At 45.0% G+C, this 19,343-nt stretch carries 16 protein-coding genes; 10 read left to right on the forward strand and 6 right to left on the reverse strand.

Features of this window, described 5'->3' with window-relative positions; translation table 11 throughout:
- The first annotated feature begins 180 nt into the window (after positions 1–180).
- The 7 genes from ptsG to NYE36_RS07470 all read left to right on the forward strand — a co-directional run bounded on the left by ptsG (position 181) and on the right by NYE36_RS07470 (position 8,836).
- Positions 181–2,277: a glucose-specific PTS transporter subunit IIBC gene (gene ptsG / locus NYE36_RS07440; RefSeq protein ID WP_007409599.1), complete on the forward strand. Its 2,097-nt coding sequence runs from the start codon at positions 181–183 to the stop codon at positions 2,275–2,277.
- Between the two features lie 96 nt (positions 2,278–2,373).
- Positions 2,374–2,640 (forward strand): phosphocarrier protein HPr, encoded by a 267-nt coding sequence (locus NYE36_RS07445; protein ID WP_003154654.1) that lies wholly within the window; start codon positions 2,374–2,376, stop codon positions 2,638–2,640.
- Positions 2,640–4,355, forward strand: a complete 1,716-nt coding sequence (gene ptsP / locus NYE36_RS07450; protein ID WP_015417356.1) for a phosphoenolpyruvate--protein phosphotransferase — start codon at positions 2,640–2,642, stop codon at positions 4,353–4,355. Before NYE36_RS07445 ends, ptsP begins: the two co-directional genes overlap by 1 nt.
- An 87-nt stretch (positions 4,356–4,442) precedes the next feature.
- Positions 4,443–4,682: a transcriptional regulator SplA domain-containing protein gene (locus NYE36_RS07455; RefSeq protein ID WP_003154646.1), complete on the forward strand. Its 240-nt coding sequence runs from the start codon at positions 4,443–4,445 to the stop codon at positions 4,680–4,682.
- 84 nt (positions 4,683–4,766) lie between these two features.
- Positions 4,767–5,795 (forward strand): spore photoproduct lyase, encoded by a 1,029-nt coding sequence (gene splB / locus NYE36_RS07460; protein WP_007409601.1) that lies wholly within the window; start codon positions 4,767–4,769, stop codon positions 5,793–5,795.
- A 126-nt stretch (positions 5,796–5,921) separates the two neighbouring features.
- Positions 5,922–7,889 (forward strand): methyl-accepting chemotaxis protein, encoded by a 1,968-nt coding sequence (locus NYE36_RS07465; RefSeq protein ID WP_094032393.1) that lies wholly within the window; start codon positions 5,922–5,924, stop codon positions 7,887–7,889.
- Between the two features lie 80 nt (positions 7,890–7,969).
- Positions 7,970–8,836 (forward strand): NAD(P)-dependent oxidoreductase, encoded by an 867-nt coding sequence (locus NYE36_RS07470; protein ID WP_094032394.1) that lies wholly within the window; start codon positions 7,970–7,972, stop codon positions 8,834–8,836.
- A gap of 35 nt (positions 8,837–8,871) precedes the next feature.
- On the opposite strand, the gene NYE36_RS07475 is transcribed toward NYE36_RS07470, so the two are convergent.
- The gene (locus tag NYE36_RS07475) at positions 8,872–9,657 is read right to left on the reverse strand and encodes a CAP domain-containing protein (RefSeq protein ID WP_043867048.1); all 786 of its coding nucleotides are present in this window, start codon (positions 9,655–9,657) and stop codon (positions 8,872–8,874) included.
- Between the two features lie 336 nt (positions 9,658–9,993).
- Between NYE36_RS07475 and NYE36_RS07480 the strand changes: the two genes are divergently transcribed.
- Entirely contained in the window at positions 9,994–12,126 is a 2,133-nt protein-coding gene (locus tag NYE36_RS07480) for a penicillin-binding protein 2 (protein ID WP_076424033.1), read from the forward strand.
- Between the two features lie 177 nt (positions 12,127–12,303).
- The gene (locus tag NYE36_RS07485; protein ID WP_094032395.1) at positions 12,304–14,124 is read left to right on the forward strand and encodes a PAS domain-containing protein; all 1,821 of its coding nucleotides are present in this window, start codon (positions 12,304–12,306) and stop codon (positions 14,122–14,124) included.
- A gap of 24 nt (positions 14,125–14,148) precedes the next feature.
- Here NYE36_RS07485 and NYE36_RS07490 read toward each other — a convergent pair whose 3' ends face one another.
- Together NYE36_RS07490 and NYE36_RS07495 are read right to left on the reverse strand one after the other, a co-directional pair.
- Complete coding sequence (locus NYE36_RS07490) at positions 14,149–15,318, reverse strand: aminotransferase A (RefSeq protein WP_015417364.1); 1,170 nt, start codon at positions 15,316–15,318, stop codon at positions 14,149–14,151.
- A gap of 200 nt (positions 15,319–15,518) precedes the next feature.
- Positions 15,519–15,680 carry a hypothetical protein gene (locus tag NYE36_RS07495; protein WP_007409608.1) on the reverse strand — a complete coding sequence of 54 codons (162 nt, stop codon included), beginning with the start codon at positions 15,678–15,680 and terminating at the stop codon, positions 15,519–15,521.
- A 188-nt stretch (positions 15,681–15,868) separates the two neighbouring features.
- Between NYE36_RS07495 and cheV the strand changes: the two genes are divergently transcribed.
- Positions 15,869–16,780: a chemotaxis protein CheV gene (gene cheV / locus NYE36_RS07500; RefSeq protein ID WP_015417365.1), complete on the forward strand. Its 912-nt coding sequence runs from the start codon at positions 15,869–15,871 to the stop codon at positions 16,778–16,780.
- A gap of 43 nt (positions 16,781–16,823) precedes the next feature.
- On the opposite strand, the gene NYE36_RS07505 is transcribed toward cheV, so the two are convergent.
- The 3 genes from NYE36_RS07505 to NYE36_RS07515 all read right to left on the reverse strand — a co-directional run bounded on the left by NYE36_RS07505 (position 16,824) and on the right by NYE36_RS07515 (position 19,273).
- Positions 16,824–17,288, reverse strand: coding sequence for a YkyB family protein (locus NYE36_RS07505; RefSeq protein ID WP_003154622.1), 465 nt, complete (start codon positions 17,286–17,288; stop codon positions 16,824–16,826).
- Between the two features lie 122 nt (positions 17,289–17,410).
- A complete protein-coding gene (locus NYE36_RS07510; protein WP_032868138.1) occupies positions 17,411–18,703 on the reverse strand; it encodes an MFS transporter in 1,293 nt (430 codons plus the stop codon).
- A 75-nt stretch (positions 18,704–18,778) separates the two neighbouring features.
- On the reverse strand, positions 18,779–19,273 hold the full coding sequence (locus tag NYE36_RS07515; RefSeq protein ID WP_095284082.1) for a L,D-transpeptidase family protein: 495 nt from the start codon (positions 19,271–19,273) through the stop codon (positions 18,779–18,781).
- Positions 19,274–19,343: the final 70 nt, after the last annotated feature.

The raw sequence follows: 19,343 nt of genomic DNA on the forward strand, positions 1-19,343 counted from the left end.
ATTGAGGGTAAAAAACGGGAAGAACGGTCCCGTTATTTTGCACACCCTTTTTACTCATGCCTTTTTTGTTGTGTAAAAGGGCAAATGTAAACGGTTAAACTGAAGACTTGCGCCAGTGAATTCGTTGTCATGAATTTTCGCTGTAAGGTCACACTAGCTAACAGAGGAGGTACATCTTTTATGTTTAAAGCATTATTCGGCGTTCTCCAGAAAATCGGCCGTGCTCTTATGCTTCCGGTTGCGATTTTACCGGCTGCGGGGATCTTGCTTGCGTTAGGGAATGCCATGCAGAACAAAGATATGATTCAAGTCATGCATTTCTTAAGCAATGATAACGTTCAGCTTGTGGCGAATGTCATGGAAAGCGCCGGCCAAATCGTATTTGACAACCTGCCGCTTCTTTTTGCAGTAGGGGTTGCGATCGGTCTTGCCAACGGAGACGGTGTTGCCGGAATCGCGGCTATTATCGGATACTTGGTCATGAACGTATCCATGAGCGCCGTGCTTATGGCAAACGGCAGTATTCCGTCTGACAAAATTGAACGGGCAAAGTTTTTTGCGGAAAACCATCCGGCCTATATTAACATGCTGGGGATACCCACTTTGGCGACGGGCGTGTTCGGCGGTATTATCGTCGGGGTTCTGGCCGCGTTATTGTTTAACAAGTTTTATAAAATTGAACTTCCGCAGTACCTCGGATTCTTTGCGGGGAAGCGGTTCGTCCCGATTATCACATCAATTTCCGCATTAATTCTCGGTCTTATTATGTTAGTGATCTGGCCTCCGATCCAGCACGGTCTGAATTCCTTCTCCACGGGTCTTGTGGAAGCGAATCCAACCTTGGCGGCCTTTATTTTCGGGATGATTGAGCGGTCATTGATTCCGTTCGGTCTTCATCACATTTTCTACTCGCCGTTCTGGTATGAATTTTTCAGCTATAAAGATGCGGCCGGAGACATCATCCGCGGAGATCAGCGGATTTTCATGGCTCAGATCAAAGACGGCGTACAGCTGACGGCGGGAACATTTATGACGGGGAAATATCCGTTTATGATGTTCGGTCTTCCGGCGGCAGCGCTTGCAATCTATCATGAAGCGAAGCCTGAAAAGAAAAAACTTGTAGCCGGAATCATGGGTTCTGCCGCTCTGACAAGTTTCTTAACGGGAATTACCGAGCCGCTTGAATTCTCATTCTTGTTTGTGGCTCCAATCCTGTTTGCGATTCACTGCGTATTCGCGGGGCTTTCCTTTATGGTTATGCAGCTGCTGCATGTAAAAATCGGTATGACCTTCTCAGGCGGTCTGATTGACTACTTCCTGTTCGGAATTCTGCCTAACCGGACGGCTTGGTGGCTTGTCATTCCGGTCGGCTTAGGATTAGCCGTCATTTACTACTTCGGTTTCCGGTTTGCGATCAGAAAGTTCAATCTGAAAACGCCGGGCCGTGAAGAAGAGGCTGCGGATGAAGGTGCGGGCGCCTCAGGCGAAGCCGGCGACCTTCCTTATGAAATCCTGCAGGCAATGGGTGATCAGGAAAACATTAAGCACCTTGACGCTTGTATCACGAGACTTCGCGTTACGGTCAACGACCAGAAGAAAGTGGATAAGGCCCGTCTGAAACAGCTTGGCGCCTCAGGCGTTCTTGAAGTCGGAAACAACATTCAGGCCATTTTCGGCCCGCGTTCTGACGGTTTAAAAACACAGATGCAGGATATTATCGCCGGACGCACGCCGCGCCCTGAACCGAAAGTATCCGCGCAAGAAGAAGTCAGCCAGCAGGTTGAAGAGGTTATCGCAGATCCGCTCCGAAACGAGCAGGGTGAAGAAGTGTTCGCTTCTCCGATCACCGGCGAAATCCATCCGATTACCGATGTGCCTGATCAGGTGTTCTCAGGAAAAATGATGGGTGACGGTTTTGCGATTCTTCCTGAAGAAGGAATCGTCGTATCGCCTGTCCGCGGAAAAGTGCTGAATGTTTTCCCGACAAAACATGCGATCGGCCTTCAGTCTGACGGCGGAAGAGAGATCCTGATTCATTTCGGAATCGACACAGTCAGTCTGAAAGGCGAAGGATTCACTTCTTTTGTTTCTGAGGGTGACCGGGTTGAACCGGGGCAAAAGCTGCTTGAAGTTGATCTTGAAGCGGTTAAACCTCATGTTCCTTCATTAATGACACCGATTGTCTTTACAAATCTTGCCGAGGGTGAAGCGATTTCCCTTTCGGCCGAAGGTACCGTAAAACGGGAACAAAAAGATATTGTGAAAATCGGAAAATAAGCATATAAATACGCCGTGCTTGTCAGATGACAAGTACGGCTGTATGATATAATATTGTGTAGTAAAATAGCTTTAATTTAAAGGAGAATGATAATCATGGCACAAAAAACATTTAAAGTAACAGCAGATTCCGGAATCCACGCTCGTCCTGCGACAGTTCTTGTACAGACTGCAAGCAAATACGATGCTGACGTAAACTTAGAATATAACGGCAAAACAGTAAACCTTAAGTCAATCATGGGCGTTATGTCTCTAGGTATCGCTAAAGGCGCTGAAATCACAATTTCCGCTTCAGGCGCTGACGAAAACGATGCTCTTAACGCTTTAGAAGAAACAATGAAAAGCGAAGGACTCGGCGAGTAATGCAAGAATTAAAAGGAATAGGCGCTTCAGCCGGAATTGCGATTGCGAAAGCATACCGGCTTGAAGAGCCGGACTTAACGGTTGAAAAGAAAAACATTGCTGATGCTGCGGCTGAAGTAAGCCGTTTTGATGAAGCGATTGTACGTTCTAAAGAAGAGCTTGAAAAAATTAAAGAGCATGCTTTAAAAGAACTGGGACAAGACAAAGCTGACATTTTCTCCGCGCACCTTTTAGTTCTGAGTGATCCTGAGCTGTTGAACCCGGTAAAGGAGAAAATCAGCACAGATTCAGTCAATGCTGAATTCGCTTTGAAAGAAACAGCTTCCATGTTCGTTACTATGTTTGAATCAATGGATAACGAATACATGAAAGAGCGTGCGGCGGATATCCGTGACGTAACAAAACGTGTGACGGGGCACCTGCTGGGCGTGGAAATTCCGAACCCGAGCATGATCTCAGAAGAGGTTGTTATCGTGGCTGAAGATTTGACACCGTCTGATACGGCGCAATTAAACCGCCAGTTTGTAAAAGGTTTTACAACTGATATCGGCGGACGCACTTCACACTCCGCGATCATGGCCCGTTCGCTTGAAATTCCGGCTGTTGTCGGCACAAAAGCGGCTACAGGGACAATTGAAAACGGTGTTACGGTAATCGTAGACGGCATCGATGGTGATGTGATCATCGATCCTTCCAGTGAAACGTTAAAGAAATATGAAGAAAAGCACAGTGCTTACCTGGCGCAAAAAGCTGAGTGGGCGAAGCTCGTCAATGAACCGACTGTTTCTAAAGACGGCCATCATGTAGAGCTTGCCGCAAATATCGGCACACCTGACGATGTAAAAGGCGTTCTTGAAAACGGAGGAGAAGCTGTAGGGCTTTACCGTACGGAATTCCTTTACATGGGACGCGACCAGCTTCCGACGGAAGACGAGCAGTTTGACGCTTATAAAACGGTTCTTGAGCGTATGGAAGGAAAATCAGTTGTCGTGCGGACATTGGATATCGGCGGCGACAAAGAGCTTCCTTACCTGCAGCTCCCTAAAGAAATGAACCCGTTCTTAGGCTACAGAGCCATCCGCCTTTGCCTTGAAGAGCAAGAAATCTTCAGAACTCAGCTTCGTGCGCTGCTTCGTGCAAGTACATACGGAAACTTAAAAATCATGTTCCCGATGATTGCGACAGTAAACGAGTTTAAACAGGCGAAAGCGATTCTTCTCGAAGAAAAAGAAAAACTCGTCGAAGCCGGCGTAGCGGTTTCTGACGATATTGAAGTCGGTATGATGGTAGAGATTCCGTCTACAGCCGTGATCGCAGATCAGTTTGCCGCAGAAGTTGACTTCTTCAGTATCGGAACAAATGACTTGATCCAATACACGATGGCTGCTGACCGCATGAACGAGCGCGTAGCTTATCTGTATCAGCCATACAATCCGGCGATTCTCCGTCTGATCACCCTTGTTATTGAAGCCGCTCACAAAGAGGGCAAATGGGTCGGCATGTGCGGAGAAATGGCGGGAGACGAAATTGCGATTCCGATTCTTCTCGGCTTAGGCTTAGATGAGTTCTCGATGAGCGCTACATCCATCCTTCCGGCAAGAACGCAGATCAGCAAGCTTTCTAAAAAAGAAGCTGAATCATTCAAAGAAACAATCTTGTCTATGAGCACGACAGAAGAGGTTGTCGCATTCGTTAAAGAAACATTCAATAAGTAATACAAAAGCCAGACGGTGTAAGCCGTCTGGTTTTTTTCATATTCGGAAAAAAGGGGGGAACAATAACTTTCAACAGGAGGGATTATTATGACAAAATCATTTGCAGCGGGGGATACGGTCTATGTGATTTACCGCAATCCGCATGCGGCCAATGTTGCCCATATTAAAGAGGCGGAGATCGTCCATCATCCGTATCATGAGGGAGAACTGTCTCTGTTTTTATACGAAACCTATCATCCGCTGGCCGAAGATGACGCGGTCTTTTCGACATATGAGGAAGCGGAAGCGCTTTACAGCGAGCTTTTTGAAGAAGACCGGTATCATTGATCAAAGGAAATGTTTACAACGCATATTCACTCTCTTTTAAACGGAAAGTAACAACATGAGAATATGTAAAGGGAGTGTCTGTCTATGTTGAAGCCGTTTGTGCCCCAGCTTGTTTATATTGAACCGAGAGCGCTCGAATACCCGTTAGGAAAAGAGCTGAAGAATAAGTTTGAAAACATGGGGCTTGAGATCAGAGAAACGACATCGCATAATCAAGTCCGGAATATTCCGGGAAAAAATCATTTGCAGCAATACCGGAACGCGAAATCAACATTGGTAATCGGCGTCCGGAAAACACTGAAATTCGATTCTTCAAAGCCGTCCGCCGAATATGCCATTCCATTTGCGACGGGCTGTATGGGGCATTGCCACTATTGCTACCTGCAGACGACGATGGGGTCAAAGCCCTACATCCGGACATATGTCAATGTGGAAGAGATTCTGGATCAGGCTGATGAGTATATGAAAGAACGGGCGCCGGAATTTACAAGATTTGAAGCCTCTTGTACGTCTGATATCGTAGGAATCGATCATCTGACACATACATTAAAAAGAGCCATTGAACATTTCGGACAAAGCGAATTGGGACAGCTCAGATTCGTGACTAAATTTCACCACGTCGATCATTTGCTTGATGCAAAACATAACGGAAAGACTAGGTTCAGATTCAGCATCAATGCGGATTATGTCATTAAAAACTTTGAACCGGGAACTTCTCCGCTCGACAAACGGATAGAAGCCGCCGTCAAAGTCGCTAAAGCGGGCTATCCGCTCGGTTTCATCGTGGCGCCGATTTATATTCACGATGGCTGGGAGGAAGGCTATAAGGAACTGTTTGAGAAACTTGATGCGGCGCTTGATGAAGACGTTCGGCATGACATCACATTTGAACTGATCCAGCACCGTTTTACAAAACCGGCCAAGCGGGTGATTGAGAAGAACTATCCGAAAACAAAGCTTGAGCTTGATGAAGAAAAGCGCAGATACAAATGGGGACGCTACGGAATCGGCAAGTATATATACCAAAAAGACGAAGAGCATGCTTTAAGGGAAACACTGGAATCTTATATCGAAACCTATTTCCCGAAAGCGAAAATCGAATATTTTACGTAAGGCGGAGCTGTCGGTACGACGGCTCTTTTTTTGCTGCGCCAAATGACGGAAATTTTTGATATTTATTTCAAGGTTTATTCATTTTCTTGGCCGAAAGACCGATATAACTCTCAGGAGGGGATGGTTATGTTTAAAAAAATGCACATCAAAATTGCTGTGTTTGTATCGGCAATGCTTATCGTAACGGTTGTTTTTTTAACGGTTTCTTCATATTTGACATTAAAGCCGATGATGACGGAGGAAGCAAAACGTACGACAGAGAATGTCACCAATTCACTCGGTCAGAACATTGAGCTTCAGCTGAAAAATGATGAGACCGTATTAATGAGATTAGCAGGCGGTGAATTGTCCCGGTCTTTTTTATCAGATGGGAACAAAGAAACCGCGCGGCTTTTTAATGATGAGTTAAAACAGATCGGACAGAATGACAAATATGTCGCGCTTGCGTATGTCGGAACCGCAAACAAACAAATGTTTACATATCCAAAGGCCGACTTTGCCAAAGACTATGATCCGACAAATAGAACGTGGTATAAGATGGCGGCCGAAAAACCCGATAAGGTTGTCTGGACTGACCCTTACAAAGATGCAGTGACGGGAGACATGATCGTGACGGCGTCAAAAGCCATTCAAAACAGCGGAACCGTCGTCGGAGTGGTGAGCTTAGATCTGAAGCTGTCCTCCATTCAGAGCATGGTCAACGAGCAAAAGGTACCGTATAAAGGATTTGCGTTTTTGGCGGATGAAAACGGCTCTCTTCTGGCGCATCCGGAAAAACAGGGAAAAAATATTTCGGAAGATCAGACGTTAAAAGACCTCACTGCGGATAAAGAAGGCATCAAAGAGCTGCAGGGGAACATGGTCGTCTACCAAACGGTAAAAGAAACAGGGTGGAAAGTCGGAACGCAGTTTGAAAAAGATCAGCTGATGGGAGTAGCCGATAAAATGAACACGGTGAGCATTTTTATGTCACTGATTGCTCTTGTGATTACGATCGGCCTCAGTTATTTCCTCGCAAAAACGATAACCGGGCCGATTCAGCAGCTGATTGCCAAAACAAATTCAGTCTCAGCGGGAGATTTAACCGTCCGCGCTCAGACGAAATCAAAAGATGAAGTAGGCGAGTTAACAAAAGACTTTAACCAAATGGTTGAAAATATGAAAGAGATGGTCGAACAGGTTAAGGCCTCCTCAGAAAATGTGTCTGATACATCTGACCAGCTAACCGTCATTTCACAAGAAACAAATGAAACGAGCGGACAAATCGCAAAAGCGATAGAGGAAGTCGCCGCCGGAGCGACAGAGCAAGCGTCAGAGGTTGAGACGATCAATGAAAAATCAGAAAATCTCTCGGTCAAAATAAAAGGAATCGCAGATCGCGCAGGCAGCATAAAACAACTCTCAAAATCTTCAGAGGATGCCAGCTACAAAGGATTGGACGCGCTCGGGCAGCTGCTGATGAAGTCAAACGAAGCCAATTCAGAAACGAAAAAAGTAGAGGCAATGCTGAATGACCTGGAAGAACAAACGAAAAACATAGAAGAAGTCGTGACGGCAATATCCGCAATTTCAGACCAGACGAACCTCTTGGCGCTGAATGCGAGCATTGAAGCCGCAAGAGCGGGAGAAAGCGGCCGGGGCTTTGCCGTCGTCGCGGAAGAAGTCCGCAAGCTTGCTGAACAATCAGCTCTTTCTTCCGGCCATATCAGTGAGACGGTCCGTCTGATTCAATCTGAGACAAAAGAAGCGTCACACGCGATGATTGAGGCAAGCAGAATGAATGATGAACAAAACAGCGCCATTCATGAAACGGGTGAGGTCCTCAATCTGATTACGACGGAAATGCAGTCTCTCGTTCAAGGTATAGATCATATTTACAATGACATTCAAAAAATGAGTGAAGAACAAGCCGCGATTCAAGAAGCGATTCAAAGCATCTCTGCCATTTCTCAAGAATCTGCGGCAGCGGCGGAAGAAGTGAATGCTTCTACTGATGAACAGCTCGTTACGCTTGAAAAAGTGAAGCAATCGACTGATATGTTAAAGAGCTCAAGCGAAGAACTGATCAGCGCCATTTCTAAATTCACTTTGTAATGCGGTCTCTACCAGCCTATAATATGGTAATATAGACATGAAAGAGTGATATATGAATCGCATCAGGGGAGGAAAGCGCAGTGAACAAAACGGTCGGATTTATCGGTTTGGGCGTCATGGGAAACAGTATGGCAGCGCACATTTTAGAAGCGGGCTATCCTGTTTTAGTCTACACGCGGACGAAACAAAAAGCGGAAGAGATTCTGAATAAGGGAGCGGTCTGGCAGGAGACGGTCAAAGACCTTTCAGAGAAAGCTGACATTATTATTACTATGGTCGGCTATCCGAGTGATGTCGAGGACATCTATCTCGGCGAAAACGGCATTCTCCGGCACGCAAAAGAAGGGGCGTTTGTCATTGATATGACGACATCAAAACCGTCTCTGGCGAAAAAGATTGCGGAGCAGGCCAAAGAAAAGTCCATTCTTGCCTTGGATGCACCCGTTTCCGGCGGAGACATCGGCGCGAGGAACGGAACGCTTGCCATTATGGCCGGAGGAGAAAAAGAAGCGTTTGAAGCATGCCTGCCGCTTTTCTCCGTTATGGGGGAAAACATTCAGTATCAAGGTCCGGCCGGCAGCGGCCAGCATACGAAAATGTGCAATCAGATCGCGATTGCAGCGGGAATGGTCGGAGTGGCTGAAGCGATGGCTTACGCTGAAAAATCCGGTCTGAACCCGGAACAAGTGCTGAAAAGCATTACAACCGGAGCTGCCGGAAGCTGGTCATTGTCAAATCTTGCTCCCCGTATGCTGAAAGGTGATTTTGCGCCCGGATTCTACGTGAAACACTTTATTAAAGACATGGGAATCGCCCTTGAAGAAGCGGAGCTCATGGGAGAAGAAATGCCCGGATTAGCGCTTGCCAAATCATTATACGACAAGCTTTCCGCGCAAGGTGAAGAAAACAGCGGAACTCAAAGTATTTATAAGCTTTGGGTGAAATAAAAAAGATTGCCCGCAGGGGCAATCTTTTTTATTATTTATTTTCCGATAAATTGCTGTGTCCAGATGTTTCCTGATTCTACGTAACCGACACCGATTTGAGTGAACTCAGGATTCATGATGTTCTTTCTGTGGCCTTCACTGTTCATCCAAGCTTTAACGACAGCTTCAGGAGTCGGCTGTCCTTTGGCGATATTTTCACCGGCGGTTTTATAAGTGATTCCGAAAGACTTCATCATATCGAAAGGTGAGCCGTAAGTAGGGCTTTGGTGATCGAAATAGTTTTTGTCTTTCATATCTTGTGATTTTGCGTGAGCGGATTTGCTTAGTTTATCATCAATCTGCAGAGGTTTTAAACCTTGCTTTTGTCTCTCTGCGTTTGTCAATTCAACGACTTTCTTTTCGTACGCACTGACAGAAGAAGGAGTTTTCTCGCTGCTGTTGTTTGTGTTATCTGTCTGCTTTGCATTGTCAGCAGCCTGGTTTTGCTGGTTTTGATCGGCTTTCGGTTTTTCAGCAGCTGCCGGTGCCGTTTTTGCCGGTGTTCCTTTTTGAACGTCTTTAACTGTCATATCAGAATGCTTTGCGTGTTTTTGCAGCTGCTGTTTCAGTTCTTTCTCATTTTTAACGTTCAGCTTTTTCACGCTCGTTTTCATATGTAGTTTTTCAACAGCCTCTTGAAGAGTCAGATGCTGTACAGTGTTTCCTTTTTTCACGGTAACGACGTGCTGGCATGACAGCTCTTTGGCAGATGCCTGCTGAATGCCTCCGAATGTAATTAAACTGACTGCCGCGGCGGCAGATAAGAGAAATGCTTTTTTCATAGTTAATAGCCTCCCAGAGAAGTTTTTTTCTACATGAAAAATCTTATCACAGCTTTTTTGTCATAATGCAGGCAGCCATTTCCTTTGACAACAAACGTTTGTCATAATTGTAATTGAGCACAGAAAAATGGCTTTATATCAGGAAAAACGATCTGTATTTATTTTTTAAAATCCGTTACATCTCTTCAAATTATTTGAAGTGTTAGATATATTTTAAGATAATTTGATCTTGACAGTTTTTTTTACCCGTTTTCGCTGTAACAACTTTTACAAAAATGTTACAATTAAAATCTGTTTATGTAAATATATTCAATGATTTGAGAGGTGTAACAGAAAGTGGCTGAAGTCGCGCGCGAACCAAAGAAAAAAACGAAACGTTACAGAGCGCTGAGAATGAATCTCTATTTTTTAGTTGTTTTCCTTCTCTTTACGGCACTGATTTTTAAACTCGGCATCGTCCAGATTGTCGAAGGGGATAAACACCGCCAGGATGCGGAGAAGGCAAATGCAAAAACCGCCTATTATCCGACACCGCGGGGAAAGATGTATGACAAGCGGAACAGAGTGGCGGTTGATAACCAGGCTGTGCCTGAAATTGTATACGTTTCTACCTCAAAAACCTCGGCAAAGGACAAATTGAAAACGGCAAAAAATCTCGCCGCACTGATTCATATTGATACTGAATTTATGAAGGATCGAAATATCATTGATTACTGGCTTGCCGCACATCCAAAGAAGGCGGAAAAGCTTATGAAGGATTCAGAAAACAGCCTGAAATCCCAAGAAGTATACAAACGCCAGATTGAACGCGTCCCGAAGCAGGAGATTGACGCGATCAAACAAAATAAAAAAGAGCTGGAAATCGCGGCGATTTATACGCGTTTTTCAAGCGGCAACGCCTATCAGCCGCAAGTCGTCAAATCAATGGACCCGAATAAGCTGAACGGAAACGGAAACAGCGGTTCACTGCTTGACGAGCATGAAAACAACAAGCAAAAACCGAAAAGCGACCTGACATATGAAGAAGTTTCCGTCGTATCCGAGCACCTGAAAGAGCTCCCCGGCATTGACGTAATCAATGACTGGACGCGGAAATATCCGTACGACAAAACACTGTACTCTCTGTTCGGCGGTGTGACGACACCGGAACAGGGATTGTTGGGCGAACGGAAAGATTACTATGTCACAAGAGGCTATTCACTGAATGACCGAGTGGGAAAAAGCTACATTGAATATCAGTATGAAGACTATTTAAACGCGCATAAAGAAAAAGTTGAGTATGTGGAAAACAGCAAAGGTGAAGTCGTCAGCCAAAAGCCCGTCGATGAAGGCAGCAGAGGCTACGATCTGCAGCTCTCGCTCGATATGGAATTACAGTCGAAAGTCGAAAAAGTCATTGAAAAAGAGCTGAGAAGAAGCCGCGCCGCAGGCAACTTTATGGTTGACAGAGGATTTGCCGTCATGATGGATCCGAACAACGGGGATATTCTCTCAATGGCGGGGAAACGCATCGATCTCGAAACAAATAAAACACAGGATTTTGCGATCGGAGCATTTACGACCCAATATGAGATGGGCTCTTCTGTTAAAGGAGCGACTGTTCTCGCGGGTTACCAAAGCGGCCTCCCGCATTATAAAACGTTTGTCGATGCACCGCTTGTATTTAAAGGCAAAACGAGAAAACAATCGTGGACACAAATGGGAGCCATTACTGAGCTGACCGCGCTGCAAAGAAGTTCAAACGTATATATGTTTCATGTGGCCATGCATATCGCCGGCATTACCTACAGGCCGTACGGCACGCTGCCGGCCGGATTAGACGATATTAAGAAAATGCGCAACTACTACGCCCAATTCGGTTTGGGTGTGAAGACCGGGATTGATCTTCCGCAGGAATCAGCGGGCATGCAGTCAAATCCGCAAATGGTCGGGGGATTGCTGCTTGACTTTGCGATCGGACAGTTTGATACGTATACGCCGCTTCAAATGGCTCAATATATTTCAGCCATCGCAAACGGCGGGTATCGCGTCCAGCCGCGGATCGTCACAAGCATTCATGAACCGGACAGCAAAAACAAGATTGGAAAAGCGATTGAACAGCGAGATATTAAAATTTTGAACAAAGTAAATAACAGTCCGAGCGATTTTGATCAGGTTCATAAAGGAATGAAATTGGTCACAAGCTCACCTCAAGGAACGGCTTATTCAACATTCCAAGGTTCCGGCGCTGATGTTTCCGGAAAAACGGGAACCGCGGAGACGCACTATTACGGCACGAACAAAAACTGGTGGGGGAAGTACACGTATAACCTGACCTTTGTTGGCTATTATCCGTCAGAACATCCAAGAGTGGCATTCAGCGTCGTCGTTCCGTCTGTTCGAAATGATAAAGATCATGTAAGCAAAAACATTGCCAAGGGAGCAATTGACGCTTACAAAGAACTTGAAAAGAAATACAATAAAAAATAACAAATGAAAGGGCGGCCGAACATTTCGTGCGCCCTTTCTTTCATTCAGGAAAATTGACGTTCACAATAAGAATAGAAGGAGAATGCTCATTTTTTAGCGAATCAATCTAGTGGAATTTCTTTTTATATCAGTCCGTGTCCAGCCTGCAGTGCGAGTATAATGCAAAGGAGGGATTCTGTGGAACAGGATACTCAGCATGTCAAACAGTTTCAATCGAAAACCGATCTTCATGCCGTTTTGACGTCTAACGGGCGTATTATGTATATTTCTGCAAACTGCAAGTCGTACTTCAGTTATTCTCAGGAAGAGATGATCGGGTCATTTCTCAAAACGTTCCTGCATGAAGAAGATCAATTTTTGGTTGAAAGTTACTTCTATAATGAGCATCATTTGATGCCTTGCACCTTTCGTCTTATTAAAAAAGATCATACCATCGTATGGCTTGAAGCGGGTGTGGAAATTGTCACACCGCAAATGGAGGGGACGGATCGGGAAATCATCCTCAAAATCAAGGTGCTTGAGGAGAAGACGCCCCGCCGGCCTTATATGTATGAACAAAAGAAGCAAAAGGCAGAACAACAGTCGGAAGATGCGGCTGGAAACGGCGAATTCGAGCGTCTTGTCGAAATGCTGCCGAATCCTTTATATGTCAGCATCAACGGCACAATCGCCTACGCCAACAACGCGATGCTTGCCATGCTGGGAGCCGAAAGCAAAGACGAGGTAATCGGCAGGCGCTCTTATGAGTTTATTGAAGAAGAGTATCACGACATTGTGAAAAACCGAATTGTGCGGATGCAAAAAGGAATGGAAGTCGGAATGATCGAACAGACGTGGAGAAGGCTCGACGGCACGCCCGTTCATTTAGAAGTAAAGGCGGCACCGACGACATATAAAAATCAGCGGGCGGAATTGCTGCTTCTGATTGATATTTCTTCACGGAAAAAATTCCAAACGATTCTGCAAAAAAGCAGAGAGCGTTATCAGCTCCTCATTCAGAATTCAATTGATACGATCGCCGTGATTCACAATGATAAATGGGTATTCATGAATGAGTCGGGCATTTCGCTGTTTGAGGCTGAAACCTATGAAGATTTAATCGGGAAAAACGTCTATGATCAGCTTCATCCCTGCGATCATGACGGCGTGAAACAGCGGATCCAAAATATTATCAACCGAAAGACCGAGTCAGAAATCATTAAGCAGTCGTGGTTTACCTTTAAAAACCGGCTGATCTACACGGAAATGGTCTGCATTCCGACGACGTTTTTCGGAGAAACGGCCGTGCAGGTCATTCTGCGTGACATTTCTGAGCGGAAGCAGACGGAGGAATTAATGCTGAAATCAGAAAAGCTGTCTATTGCAGGGCAGCTGGCGGCGGGAATCGCTCACGAAATCCGCAATCCGCTGACGGCGATCAAAGGATTTTTACAGCTCATGAAGCCGACGATGGAGGAAAACGAACATTACTTTGAAATTGTGTTTTCTGAATTGAGCAGAATTGAATTAATTTTAAGTGAGCTTTTAATGCTTGCCAAACCTCAGCAAAACGCCGTGAAAGAGCGTGTAAACTTAAAGAAAATTATAAGTGAAGTGACCGCTCTTTTAGAGACGCAGGCAAATCTTAAAGGGATTTTTATCAAAACGGATTACGAAAATGACAGCATGTATATTAACGGTGATCAAAATCAGCTGAAACAGGTGTTTATCAATCTGATTAAAAATGCCGTTGAGTCGATGCCGGATGGGGGAACGGTTCACATCATCATGACAGAAGATGAGTATTCCGTTAATGTGACGGTGAAAGACGAGGGTGACGGGATACCGGAAAACGTGCTGAAACGAATAGGCGAACCGTTTTTGACAACGAAAGAAAAAGGAACCGGCCTGGGGCTGATGGTCACATTCAACCTTATTAAAAACCACCAGGGAGCTATCCAAGTAGACAGCAAACCGGATAGAGGCACGGCCTTTCATATTACATTCCCGAAACAATAAAAAACAACGGCGTTATGCCGTTGTTTAAATAGTCTGCATGGATTCTCTCGTTTTTAAAATAAATGCTTCCAGCCGGTCCAAGCCTTCTCTCAATGTATCCAGTGAATATGCGAATGACAGCCTCACATACCCTTCACCCAACTTTGAAAACGAGCTGCCGGGCACAAGAGCCACACCTGCATCCTCTAAAAGAGCCATACTAAAATCAAACGATGACATTCCGAATGACTTAATGGAAGGGAAGATATAAAATGCGCCTGACGGCTTTACGACGTCAAGCCCCATTGAAACAAGACGGTCATATACATAGTCAAGCCGCTTTTTATACTGTTCTCTCATAATAAGCGCATCATCAACACCGTTTGTCACCGCTTCAAGAGCCGCTTTCTGAGAGATTGAAGACGCGCATGTCACACTGTATTGGTGAACTTTTAAGATGTGCTTGGCAATTTCTTTCGGTGCGAAAATGAAACCGATTCTCCAGCCCGTCATGCTGTGTGATTTTGACAGGCCGTTGATGACGATCGTCTGGTCTCTCAAATAAGACGCGATCGAATAATGCGGTCTGTCATAGGTTAATTCGCTGTAAATCTCATCAGACAGGACAAAAACATTTCTGCCCTTCAGGACGGCTGCGATGTTTTGCAGCTCTTCCTCAGACAATGTCACTCCGGTCGGATTTGACGGATAAGGAAGAATGACGCATTTTGTTTTTGGTGTCAGCGATTCTTCAATGAGCCGCGCCGTCAGCTTAAATCCGTGTGTCGTCGTATCCACATGGACCGGAACGGCGCCCGACATGCGGATGATCGGTTCGTAGCCCGGATATATCGGTCCGGGGAGAATAACTTCATCGCCCGGAGATAAAATCGTCCGCAAAGACGCGTCAATCGCTTGGCTTGCCCCGGTTGTGACGATGATTTCAGTTTCAGCTTCATAATTCAAATCAGCTTTTTTCTTCATATAAAGCTGTACGGCCTGTCTCAGCTCAAGGCCGCCCGCATTCGGAGTATATGCCGTTGCGTTATCGTCGATTGCCTTTTTGGCAGCCGCTTTGACATGGTGCGGCGTGAAGAAATCCGGCTGACCGATCGTAAGCGAAATGACATTGTCGTGCTGAGCTACAAGATTTGAGAATTTGCGAATTCCTGAAATTTCAATTTCTTTTACATTCGGATTAAGCAAATGTTCCATAATTCATCACCTTATACTATATATTGAGTTTCTCCTATTTTACCACTAGCTGAGCATTTGTCATCTTTTTATTGAACTATCCCGAGTATATGTCCGATATGTGAAAACATACCTTCTTTCAGAAAAAAATAAGACAACCAGCTGAAATGATTGTCTTCATTGTATCATGATCTATCTATTGTGATATGTGGCGAATGTCATTAATACCCGTATTCAAAGCTGACGTCTTCCCGCCATAAGATGTATGGAGCGGGCTTGTCGGGACGCTCTTTCGCCTCTTTTTTCATTTGCAGGTAAGCCGTTTTGCTGATATCTTCTAACACCGTCATTTGATCTTGGTCGAATATGACTACTGTACCCATTTATTACACCCTTCTTCCTGAAAAATCCTTGACTATTTTACCACTCGATGTCAAAAAGTCAATGGGATATCAGAAAAAAGCATTTTTTTATAAAGAGTTCATGGCCAGTTGGACCGAATACATTCACTTTTTCCGTTTCCAGCCGATATATACAGTACAATACTGAATGCGGATAGCGAGGGATTGAATTGTCTTTACAACAATACGATATTTTATTGGATTCAGGCACAAACGAATTAGAAATCGTCAAATTTGAAGTAGGCGTCAATACATTTGGCATAAATGTGATGAAAGTCCGGGAAATCATTCAGCCGGTAGTTGTCACATCTGTGCCTCAGTCTCATAAAGACGTAGAAGGGATGATTAAGCTGAGAGGCGAAATTCTTCCCGTCATCAGTCTGTATACCTTTTTCGGCGTTGATGCCGAAGGAGCAAAAGACGATAAATATATCGTAACGGAATTCAACAAGCGGAAAATCGTCTTTCACGTCGGTTCCGTTTCACAAATCCACAGGGTGTCCTGGGAGGCGATTGAAAAGCCGACTTCCTTGAACCAGGGGATGGAGCGGCATTTAACGGGAATCATCAAACTGGAAGAGACGATGATCTTTCTGCCTGATTATGAAAAGATCATTTATGATATTGAATCGGCATCCGGAGTTGAGACTTATCATGTCCATCAGGAAGGATTTGATGAAAGACGGGCGGGTAAAAAACTGATCATCGTTGAAGATTCTCCGCTTCTGATGCGTCTTTTGACGGATGAGCTGACTGAGGCGGGGTACAGTGAAATCGTTACGTTTGAAAACGGAAAAGAAGCGTATGATTACGTCGTGGAACTGACGGATAACGGAGCAAACCTGTCAGACCATATTGACATGATTATCAGTGACATTGAGATGCCGAAAATGGACGGGCATCGTTTGACGAAGCTCCTTAAGGATAACCCGCAAAGCTCTGATGTGCCGATTATGATTTTCTCGTCCCTGATTACGGACGACCTGCGCCACCGGGGCGAAGTAGTCGGAGCGGATGAACAGATCAGCAAGCCTGAAATCAGCGAGCTCATTAAAAAAGTGGATACGTACGTGATTGAATAGAAAAAAGCCGATGCATGACGCATCGGCTTTTTTTGCGGCGGAATTAAAAATAACTCTCACCAAGTTTTTTAAATACGGGTTTATGATAAGCGGGCTGCTGCCTGTTGGCGGCAAGCGGTTTTTCCTTTAAGCCCACATATTTTTGCAATACGTTTTTCGCTTTTGTCAAAGACATTTGTGCTTTAGGATTGCGGTACGATTGATTTAACGTACCTAAATGCGGAAGATGCTGGAAGTCTTCTTTTGTTGGAGGCATGTGAAAATAGTAGTCTCCGATAGAGATAAGTACGTCTGACTGCTGTTGGCTAAACCTGGGATTATTTGAAAAGTGAAGCCCTATTTTTTTCCCTTTGCCTTCTTTCACAAGCTTTTGTAATGCCCGTTTTTTCAGCAGATAAAGGTATTTAGGGTTGGGGGCGGTTTTTGCATGGCGGTTCACAGTATAAACAGCTTTTGAAAGATTCTCGATGGTTGGCTGCAGCTCTTTCGAATAAGCGTGGTCGTCCATTATTTCTCTCCTTTGCATTGATCAAGTTCATATATAGATTATACTTTTTTAGCGTTGAAATGCAAATATTGATTATAAAAATACGCCTTTTTCTGATGAAAAGGGCGCATCTTTTTCCTTTATTAGACAGGTTTTGCATGTTTTTCAGAATCAGCCTTTAATGATTGTTGCACATCGATCTCTGCTGCCTCGGCGCTGTATTTCGGAAGAGCGATAAAATAGAACACAAATACCGCTAAAATCACGATTCCCATGCCGTAATAAAGGTAATCAATATTGGTAACGAATTTCGGAAATAACAGGGCGACCAGTCCGAGTGTAATCGATTGGGCAAACATCATAAAAGGGTCCTGCCAGCCGCTGACCCGGCCCATTATTTTCGGATGAACGATTTTCGGCATCCAGCCGCCGATGGCGATATTGACAGGGCCGATGCACATGCCGAGGACGAAAGCCGCCATATAATAAATCCACAGCTTATCCGTATAGCCGAGGACAAAAATGAGCAGTCCGGCTGCCAAAATAGGAATCGACATCAAATGATGCGGTTTGACTTTTTTTGCGATCATCGTTCCGATCACACTTCCTGCAAGCAGGCCGAAGCCGAGTGCGACGGTGAAGATGGAAGTATGTGATTCGTAATGATCAGGCGCAAGTCCGTATTTCATCGTAAACATCGGCAGTACGGCAAAGCCGCCGTTGACAAAACCAAAGATAAAAAAGCCGAAAATAAGGGAAGCAAGCAATTTGTTTTTAACAATATATACGATCCCTTCCTTAAAATCAGCGACCGAGTCTTTCAGAAACGAATCTCCCCATTTAAAAGGGCCGTTCGGCTGACGGGCTTCTTTCGGAATGCGGCACGCGCGGATCAGAAAGCCTGATACAATAAAGCTGACAAAATCAAGGATAATGGCTCCGTGAATACCGATCGTTTTATACATAAACGCGCCTATACCGACGCCGAAAACCATGAAGATGCTGAACAGGATCTGGTTAAGTCCCGCCGCTTTCGCGTAATGCTCCTTAGGCAGAATAGCTTGTACAAGGCTGGCTTCCGCCGGGAAAAAGAACTTGGTCACGGCGCTTCTGATGAACAAAATACAGAACACGAGAGGGATGCTCCCGGTGTATAATGCGGCAAACAATACGATCGTCAGTCCGGCTCTGATCCAGTCACAATTCTCTGCGACCTTTTTCCTGTCAAGCCGGTCAGCTGCGACACCGACAATCAGAAATACGAAAACTGTCGGCAGTGAATACATCAGCTCAGCCAAAGTCGTGTATGCCGGCTGGTTTGAAAAATGGTCCAGCAAGTAAAAAGCGAAAGCCATATTACCTACAGTCGTTCCCATTTGAGAAGCGAGTGCTGCGAAAAAGAGACGGACAAAATTGCGATTTTTAAATATATCCATAAACACGCTCCTTACCCTAAAGGTCCCACTGTAATATATTATCATCAGCTCGTTCCATTAACAAATAAGATCTTTCTATCTTATAATAGTCACCCTTGTTCCATTAGGAACGGCAGCGGCAAGTTCAGTGACGTCCTGATTATACATCCGGATGCATCCTTTTGATACCGCTTTGCCGATGGAGGAAGGATTATTTGTTCCGTGAATGCCGTAATGAATTTTAGAGAGGCTGAGCCAATAAGCGCCGAACGGGCCGCCGGGCTTAGGCTGGCGGTTCACGATGTAAAATTCTCCGGTCGGCGTGGTCGTCAATATTTTTCCGACTGCGATGGGATACGTACGGATGAGCCTGCCAAGGCGGTATAACTCCAGTTTCTTCGCTCCGATATACACGATGATGGAGTAGGGAATGGTGGATGGGTCGGGAAGATTCGGTATGATAATATGCTGTCCCGCGTATATGACCGATTGGATTGAGGGATTTGCCTGAAGGAGAGCAGCAGTGCTTATTCTGAAGTCTTGCGCAATGCTTGAGATGGTTTCTCCTTGTTTCACTTGATATGTCAGCAGTTTCATCACCCTCCTTTTTGCTCTTTTCCATATACATATTACGGAGGGGGTGTCTGTGCATCAGGATAAA

Source organism: Bacillus sp. FSL R5-0593, from assembly GCF_038603755.1.
Classification (GTDB): domain Bacteria; phylum Bacillota; class Bacilli; order Bacillales; family Bacillaceae; genus Bacillus; species Bacillus velezensis.

What these genes read in the sequence shown, in the direction of transcription:
- ptsG (WP_007409599.1), top strand. Translation starts at nt 181, where the DNA reads ATGTTTAAAGCATTATTCGGCGTTCTCCAGAAAATCGGCCGTGCTCTT.
- NYE36_RS07445 (WP_003154654.1), top strand. Translation starts at nt 2,374, where the DNA reads ATGGCACAAAAAACATTTAAAGTAACAGCAGATTCCGGAATCCACGCT.
- ptsP (WP_015417356.1), top strand. Translation starts at nt 2,640, where the DNA reads ATGCAAGAATTAAAAGGAATAGGCGCTTCAGCCGGAATTGCGATTGCG.
- NYE36_RS07455 (WP_003154646.1), top strand. Translation starts at nt 4,443, where the DNA reads ATGACAAAATCATTTGCAGCGGGGGATACGGTCTATGTGATTTACCGC.
- splB (WP_007409601.1), top strand. Translation starts at nt 4,767, where the DNA reads ATGTTGAAGCCGTTTGTGCCCCAGCTTGTTTATATTGAACCGAGAGCG.
- NYE36_RS07465 (WP_094032393.1), top strand. Translation starts at nt 5,922, where the DNA reads ATGTTTAAAAAAATGCACATCAAAATTGCTGTGTTTGTATCGGCAATG.
- NYE36_RS07475 (WP_043867048.1), bottom strand. Translation starts at nt 9,657, where the DNA reads ATGAAAAAAGCATTTCTCTTATCTGCCGCCGCGGCAGTCAGTTTAATT.
- NYE36_RS07490 (WP_015417364.1), bottom strand. Translation starts at nt 15,318, where the DNA reads ATGGAACATTTGCTTAATCCGAATGTAAAAGAAATTGAAATTTCAGGA.
- NYE36_RS07495 (WP_007409608.1), bottom strand. Translation starts at nt 15,680, where the DNA reads ATGGGTACAGTAGTCATATTCGACCAAGATCAAATGACGGTGTTAGAA.
- NYE36_RS07505 (WP_003154622.1), bottom strand. Translation starts at nt 17,288, where the DNA reads ATGGACGACCACGCTTATTCGAAAGAGCTGCAGCCAACCATCGAGAAT.
- NYE36_RS07510 (WP_032868138.1), bottom strand. Translation starts at nt 18,703, where the DNA reads ATGGATATATTTAAAAATCGCAATTTTGTCCGTCTCTTTTTCGCAGCA.